At 64.0% G+C, this 7,544-nt stretch carries 7 protein-coding genes; 5 read left to right on the plus strand and 2 right to left on the minus strand.

The features are described from left to right. Positions 1-213: 213 nt before the first annotated feature. On the minus strand, positions 214-1,275 hold the full coding sequence (locus NW863_RS05275; RefSeq protein WP_414364994.1) for an SPOR domain-containing protein: 1,062 nt from the start codon (positions 1,273-1,275) through the stop codon (positions 214-216). A 224-nt stretch (positions 1,276-1,499) separates the two neighbouring features. Next, the gene (locus NW863_RS05280) at positions 1,500-1,916 is read right to left on the minus strand and encodes a hypothetical protein (protein ID WP_414364996.1); all 417 of its coding nucleotides are present in this window, start codon (positions 1,914-1,916) and stop codon (positions 1,500-1,502) included. 97 nt (positions 1,917-2,013) lie between these two features. On the opposite strand from NW863_RS05280, the gene recJ reads away from it, so the two are divergent. The 5 genes from recJ to tmk form a co-directional block, all read left to right on the plus strand. Beyond that, positions 2,014-4,476 (plus strand): single-stranded-DNA-specific exonuclease RecJ, encoded by a 2,463-nt coding sequence (gene recJ / locus NW863_RS05285; protein ID WP_414364998.1) that lies wholly within the window; start codon positions 2,014-2,016, stop codon positions 4,474-4,476. Between the two features lie 22 nt (positions 4,477-4,498). Beyond that, positions 4,499-5,164, plus strand: a complete 666-nt coding sequence (locus tag NW863_RS05290) for a metallophosphoesterase family protein (protein ID WP_414365000.1) — start codon at positions 4,499-4,501, stop codon at positions 5,162-5,164. A 70-nt stretch (positions 5,165-5,234) separates the two neighbouring features. Continuing rightward, the gene (rdgB, locus tag NW863_RS05295; RefSeq protein WP_414365002.1) at positions 5,235-5,828 is read left to right on the plus strand and encodes an RdgB/HAM1 family non-canonical purine NTP pyrophosphatase; all 594 of its coding nucleotides are present in this window, start codon (positions 5,235-5,237) and stop codon (positions 5,826-5,828) included. A 551-nt stretch (positions 5,829-6,379) separates the two neighbouring features. After that, complete coding sequence (locus tag NW863_RS05300) at positions 6,380-7,141, plus strand: hypothetical protein (protein ID WP_414365003.1); 762 nt, start codon at positions 6,380-6,382, stop codon at positions 7,139-7,141. A 23-nt stretch (positions 7,142-7,164) separates the two neighbouring features. Next, a partial coding sequence (tmk, locus tag NW863_RS05305; protein WP_414365005.1) for a dTMP kinase occupies positions 7,165-7,544 on the plus strand: 380 nt, incomplete at its 3' end.

Genomic DNA, 7,544 nt, shown 5'->3' on the forward strand with positions numbered 1-7,544 from the left:
CAACAGTTGGCCTATCCCCTGGCCAGCCCGGCCCAGTTACAGGCGGAAACCCTGCGCCTCACCCTGGCGGCGATCTCACTTGTAGAAGGATCCCTGGTGATTCCAAGAAGTGGTGCAAAGGGCAACGAGGCCCAATGGGGCTATGCTCAACAGCCGCGAAACGGTTTCTGACCTCCCCTCTCCCTCAGGGAAAGGGGCTGAAGCCGGCTGCTGCTACTCGACGGGCAGGACGCGGGCGTCAAACCCCGCCTCGGCCAGGGCACGCCGCGCCTGTTCGGCATTGGCCCGCTGCCGGTAAGTGCCCACCTGAATCACAGAGCCGCGCACAAAAGCGTCAGGGGCAAACTGCTGCAGCTTAGGCAGCGCCTCTGCCCCGGCAGATACCACCACCCAAAATCCACCTGTGCCTTCTTCGCGCAGGGATGCGGGAGAGGGGGTGGGATCCTGAACCAGAAGCGGTCGAGAGCGGCGCAGGTCGGCGGGGAAGATCCCGGCTTCGTAGCCTTGGCCAGCCAGGTACCGCACTTGTTCGGCGGCAGCAGCCGGGTCGGCAAACCCGCCCGTGCGCACCACCCGCAGGTCGTCGTAGATCAAGGGCAGGGATCCCTCTAGCAGTTGTTTGAGTGCAGGCCATTTCTCCCCCCTGGGATCCGCCACCAACACCCAGTAGCGCTCCCCCTGAGGTGGCTGGGAGTCGGGATCCCTTCCGGATCCCCCTTCAGCTAGCGACACCGCCACCGCCGGCAAGCCCTGGGCAGTTAGCCAGCGGGCCTGATCCTGGGCCAACGACAGGCGGGAGAAGGTGCCCGTCTGCAAGGCGGCCTGGCCGCGGTATTGCACCACAGCAGCCCCTGGAAAGAAGCGGCGTACCCGCTCCTCTAGCCGGGGATCCCTGCTGGGGTTGGGCACATAGGTGGCAAAGGGCCGCTGGGGATCGGAGGGGGGAGCCGTTGGCGCCGGTGGGACAGGGTTTTCAGAACTGGCGGAGGGGCGGTCGGGCGCTGTTTGGGCGGGAAAAGCGGGCGGAAGGGGCGGATCCGTATCTTGACGGCTCACCACCCGCACCGGCAAGCCCAACCGTTCCAATTCGGCCTGGCGGCGTTGGGCGTGGTTGCGGTTGATGAAGGTTCCTGCCAGAATGAATACCTGTCCATCCCCTTGCACGAAATAGGCGTCCGGTACCTGGGCACGCACCTGAGCCAAGGCGGCTGCCTCGGCGGCCAAGACGTGGACTTGGTAGCGGGTTAAGGCCAAAGCAGCGGGCAGGGCAAGCATGCCAGCCGCCAGGGATCCAGCCAGGAGGGCTGCCGTCCTCCCCACTTGGGGCCATGGGCCGGCAGGGATCCCCTGCCACCCTGGAGCAGCCCTTTGGTTTATAAGCCATCTGTGGCACTGACACAGCCCAGCGTTCACGGGAGAAGCACAGATTTAGCGCATCTCTAGTATAGACAGGTCGGCAGAACTCCACTGCTGGTCGGAACGGTTTCAGCCAGGGGTTTTTAGAAGCGGCGGCGACGATAGCTCTGGCGGCGCGGCGCTCCGAGGGCGCGGGATCCTCCCAGGGCGAAGCGGAGGATCTCGGTTTTGTAGTGCTGGGAACCTTCGGTGTAGCGGGCAAGCTGAATGGTGGATCCCTGGCCGGAGGGGAGGGCCGGCAAAGGCTGCTCCGGCGTTGCAGCTTCGATGGCGATGAAAAACCGCAAGCGCAGCAGCACCTCCAACTTAGACAGGCGCTCGCTCTGTTCGGGCACGAGGCGGCCCAGAGAGATTTGGAGTCGCGGCCTGCGGCGCCGGGATCCGGGGCGGCCCCAGAGCTGCTGGATCAACGTCCACAGGGAGGCCTGCTCAGGGGATTTGACCAACAGCTTCAGTCCCGTCAGCGGGTTGAGGCCATAGGTAAGCAGCAGAGAATACATGGGCAGCGCACTGAGGAGCAGAGAGGCGTTTTTAGGTTAGGGTCAAAAGATAGCTTACAGGCCAACTGTAGCACTGCTACCCGCTAGCTGAAGACCAATGGCCATGGCCGGGATCCCCGACCAACGCTGGCTGTTCCATCCTGTGGATGAGCCGACGGCCCGGCGTCTGGCTGAGGTCGTGGGGATCTCGCCCCTGTTGGCCCAGATCCTGCTCAACCGCGGCCTGTCTGGCCCCGCCGAGATCCAACACTATTTGCAGCCGGATCCCACCTACCTGCCCCCGCCCAGCCATGACTTTGCCGAGCTGCCCCTGGCGGTAGAGCTGTTGGAGAGGGCGATTTGCCGGCAGGAGCCCATCGCCATCTGCGGCGACTACGATGCCGACGGCATGACCAGCACGGCCCTGCTGCTGCGGGCTTTGCGGGGCACACCGGTGGTTTACCGCATCCCCAGCCGCCTCAGGGAGGGCTATGGCCTCAACAGCCGCATGGTGCAAGAGCTGCACCGCGAGGGGGTACGCCTCATTCTCACCGTAGACAATGGCATTGCTGCCCACGAGCCCATCCAACTGGCCAAAGAGTTAGGGCTAACGGTGATCGTGACAGATCACCACGACTTGCCCCCCCAGTTGCCCCCTGCCGACGCCATTCTCAACCCCAAGCGGATCCCGGCATCGTCTCCCTATCGGGGGATGGCCGGGGTGGGGGTGGCCTACCTCCTGGCCCAAGCCTTGGCAGAGCGCCGCGGCGACGAACAGTTGGGGCGGGTAGCCCTGGAACTGTTTACCGTGGGCACCATTGCCGATTTGGCGCCGCTGACGGGGGTGAACCGTCTTTGGGTGCGGCAGGGGCTGGCTCTCTTGCCCACTTCGCCGCTGGCCGGGATCCGCGCCCTCTTGGCAGTGATGGGAATGACAGGATCCCTAGAGGAGCTGCGGCCAGAGTGGGTAGGGTTTGGCTTGGGGCCCCGCATCAATGCCATTGGGCGAATTGGCCGACCGGAGATGGGGATCCGGCTGCTGACCACCGACGACCCGCAGCAGGCAGAGAAACTGGCCCGCCGCTGTGAACGGCTCAACCAGGTGCGGCAGCAGATGTGCAGCCGCATTGAGGCGGAGGCTTTGGAGCAGATGGCCCGGCAAGAGCGGGATCTGGCGCAGGAGCGGGTGTTAATCCTTTTGGGAACTCCCCAGCAGCGCTGGCACAAGGGGGTGATTGGCCTGGTGGCTTCGCGGCTGGCGGAGCGCTTTGGCTGTCCAGTGTTTATCGGCAGCCAGTCGCGCCAGGGGGAGATCACTGGCTCGGCGCGGCAGGGGCTCCCGGAGTTCGACGTGTTTCAGGCCCTGGAGTTTTGCAAGGATCTGTTTATCAAACATGGCGGCCACCCGGCGGCGGGGGGGTTTAGCCTGAAAGCGGAAAACTGGCCTCTTTTGGAAGAGCGGCTGCGGCAATTGGCCCAACAGCGTCTGCAGCCGGAGCAAATCCGGCCCCTGGTGCAGATCGACGCGGAGGTGGCGCTGGCGGATCTCACCCTCGACCTCTACCGAGAGCTGCAACGGTTGCAACCCTGTGGCATCGGCAATCCTGAGCCGGTCTTTTGCAGCCGCAACCTGCAGGTGCTGCAGCAGCAGCGATTTGGCCCGCAGCCTGCCCAGGGGGAGGAGGATACCCCCGGCCACCTAAAGCTGCTGCTCCGGGATCCCGTCAGCCGGCGCCTGGACGGGGCAGGATCCTCGCTTGCCGCACCAGCCAAAGTCCCCAGCCGTCCCCTTTGGGCCATTTGCTGGCGAGGGGCCGCCGCCTATCCCCTGCCGGAGCAGATTGACATCGCCTACACCCTCAAGGCTAAAAGGTGGGGGGAAGAAACCCAACTGGAGCTGGAAATTCTTGGGATCCGGCCTGCCGCAGAGGCCAGCTCTGCCAATCTTTCGCCCGCCGCCGTTGCTCCCACCATGTCCAATGCCAAAGCTGGGGCCCAGACAGCACCCTCGCCCCTGCTGATCTATCGCCCTGCCCCCCAGCCCACCCAACCGCTGCGTTGGCAGGCTGCATCTCGATTTTCTGCCCTCCTGCCCCAGGCGCGGGGAACGATCCTCCTCTACGGCTTCCGGCGCCCTACGTTTGTCCTTCTCCCGAAGCAGCATCCCTCCCTAACCCTCCACTACGACCGCCCCCAAGCTGGCCATCGCTACGACCAACTGTGGCTGTGGAGCTGGCCTCCCTCTTTGGATCACCTCAAGTGGCTGCTCTACTGCACCCCTAGCGACGCGCTGCTCGTTGTCCTGCACCACCAGGCGGTGCCTCTGCCCTCCGCCGCTGTCTTACAACGGCAATTGCGCCACTACCTGCAAAACCAAGCCCAGGTGGATCTGTTACGCTTGGCCCAACAATGGTGGCTGTCGCCAGCACTGTTGGTGGCGGGCCTGCGCTCCCTGGGGTATGCCTGTCCGGAGTTTGGCCCGACAGGATCTTTAGAAGAGGAGCTGGAGGCCCAACGGGCCTGGTACCGCAGCTCCTGGCAACAGGTAGCTGCCCTGCTGCAGGGATCCCGTCCGCAATAGACCCTTTGCTTCCCGCCAGCCTATGGGGATTAAACTGCTCCTCGGCTCCGACTACCACGGCAGCAACCGGCTGATCCAGCAGGCCCTTGACCATCTGCCCCAGGTGGATGCCTACATCAACTGCGGCGACTTCTGCTCCAAGGCTGGCAAGCCCTCCCTCAACGCCACCCAAGGCTTTTACCCAACAGCCGAAGCTGAGGTCATCCAGTTGCAATCTTTCCTGGCGGCAGTAGACGGCCTGGGCAAGCCCTGGCTCTTTTTGCCCGGCAACCACGACCCAGCCGCTGCCGTGTTGGATGCCCTAGCTGGCAGGTGGGGACGGGCCATCACCCAGTCTTGTTACTTTGAGTGGCTAGGGCTGCAAGTGTTGGCGGTGCCCTGGACTCCCCCTTGCGGCTGGAGCTGGACCCTTACCCGCAGCCATCTGCAGGAGCTGCTTACCCTCTACAGCCAGCCTCCTCGCCCCATTGACCTGCTGCTTAGCCACGCGCCGCCGCGGGGCCTGTTGGACGAAGGCGGCAAATGGTACCACCGCCGCATGCCCACCCTGCGCCCCCTGTTGGATCACCTACAGCCGCGCTACTACATCTGCGGCCACATGCACTGGGACGGGGGAAAGGTGGAACGCTGCGGCTCCACCCTGGTGATCAACACGGCCTTGCACAACATGGTTCTGGAAATCCACTGAGGACCTGGGCAGCCCTCTGCTGTCTGCTTTCTTCCGCTAAGATACCTGTGTTTCCCGCGATCCCCAGCCTATGGCGCGCCCCTTGATCTTGGCCAGCAGCAACCCTGGTAAATGGCGGGAGTTCAACACCTTCTTCCAGGCCCATGCTCCCAGCTGGGATCTGCGTCCCCTCCCGGCGGCGATAGAAGTGGAAGAAAGCGGCAGCACCTTTGTCGAAAATGCCCTTCTCAAGGCCAAGGCTGTAGCAGCCGCTCTGGGGGAGTGGGCCATTGCCGATGACTCTGGGCTGGCGGTGGCAGCCCTTGGCGGCGCCCCGGGGATCCATTCGGCCCGCTATGCCCCTGACGATGCCGCCCGCATTGCGCGGCTGCTGCGGGAGATGGAAGGGATCCCCAACCGCCAAGCCAGCTTTCACTGCGCCATTGCTGTGGTGGATCCCCAGGGGCAGGTGCGGGCCTTGGTGGAGGGCATCTGCCACGGGGAGATCCTGGCTCAGCCCCGGGGAGCAGGAGGATTTGGCTATGACCCGCTCTTTTGGGTGCCGGAGGTGGGGCTGACCTTTGCCGAGATGAGCCCGGCGCAAAAGGAAGCCGTCAGCCACCGCGGCCAGGCCCTGAGGGCCTTGAAAGAACAGCTCCTGATCTTGGAGCGCAGTCTAGGCTAGCTTGGAGGTACGGCGGCATTTGTCCACGACAAGAGCCCGAGATCACGGCAGCAACCTGGGCCAGAAAAGGCTGCACAATGCCGCTGAGGGGATCCCTTGAACCCCAAGGCTGCAGCTCTGTGGATCCTACCTGCCAAAAGGTTTCCTCGGTACAGGAAGATGGGAATGCCAGTTTTGCGTTGGGAGCCTGAAGAATGACCTTCTCTGAAGAGCGCGATCCAAACCGTTTTCCAGACTCAACGGCTGCTGCCGGTGAGGGAAGCCGCGGCCAAGCTCCCAGCAGCTCAGAGTCCCAAGGCCGGCGTTCCCCGCCCCCCTTGCCGGAGGACAGTTCTGCCCCCTCCGCTGGCGGTGCCCAAGACTGGCTAGAGGATGAGGAGAGGCAAAACAATGGGAAGGCGTCTTCTGCTCGTCTCTCTGGGCGCGCCCTGCAAGCGGAGGATGCCAGGAGAGAACAGAGGGCTAGCTCAGCCCGAGAAGCTGCCGCCGGATCTTCGCGGGGTGAGGAGACAGAGTCCTCTCGGCCCCGGGCCAGGCGTGCCGGACAAGCCTTGGTTCCCCGGCGCTCTATCTCCAGCAACTGGGGCTACGACGGATCGGCCCGCTCTTCCGCCTATGCCGGCTCCTCCCGGTCTGCAACTTACGGCTACACCGCCGGCTCCGGGGGCAGTGGGGGATATGGAGGTGGAGGGCGCAGCAGCAGCTCCTCAGGGGAAGTCTCCTCTTCGGATCTGACAATCTTGCTGGTGGTGGCCCTGCTGGCTTTCTTTGGTGGGTTTGCCATCCGCAACCTCTTCGCGGAGTCGGGCGGCTTTGACGATGAGCGTCCCATCCGCGCGGCCAACGTGCCGGCGGCCTTCCGGGACTTTTGCTTTGCCTACAACGGCACGGCTTCCTTTACCGTGGTGCAACTGACCAGCGTTTCCGCCCTCACCATGGCCTCGGTGCCCATTTACAAGATGGACACCTGCACCATCCCCGTCAGCCAAACCGCCAACGCCCTGCAGGCCTTGGGCATCCGTGGCCGAGCCAACACCTTAGGCCCGCAACTGGGCGGATCCAACCTCACCCTCATTCAGCTCCCCTTGGCCAGCGGCTTGGCCCGCGCCATCTACAACCAGTTTCCTAGCTTGGCCAGTCAGGGTAATGAGGCCCAGGTTCTCTCCCAACTGGAAACCACCATCAACGACGCCCTGCGCTCCAACGTGGAGGGGCTGGCCCTGCAAGGCCTGGAGCCTACCAACATCCCCGACGTGTACGTGGTGATCCCGGGCCACTCCTTTAACTTGCAACCGCAGCTTAATCTGCGCTAGCTCTCCTTTCTAGGGAGACTGCTGTGTTCATCACCTTAGAAGGTGGAGAAGGAGCGGGCAAAACCACTCAGCAGTCCCTTTTGGCCGAGCAGCTTCAACAAGAGGGCTATGCTTGCCTGTGTACCCGCGAGCCAGGGGGCACAGCACTGGGAAAGGTGCTGCGGGAGCTGCTGTTGCACGGGGATCCCATAACGCCGCTGGCCGAGTTGCTCCTGTACGCGGCAGACCGGGCCGAGCACGTGCAAAGATGCCTCCTTCCCGCCCTGGCGGCAGGGCAGGTTGTGCTCTGCGACCGCTTCACCGACTCTACCCTGGCCTACCAGGGCTATGGTCGCGGGCTGGACCTGGAGAAGATCCGCCAGCTCAACCACTTGGCTACCGGCGGGCTGCAGCCGCACCTCAC

The organism is Synechococcus sp. B60.1, from assembly GCF_047462555.1.
GTDB lineage: Bacteria > Cyanobacteriota > Cyanobacteriia > Thermostichales > Thermostichaceae > Thermostichus.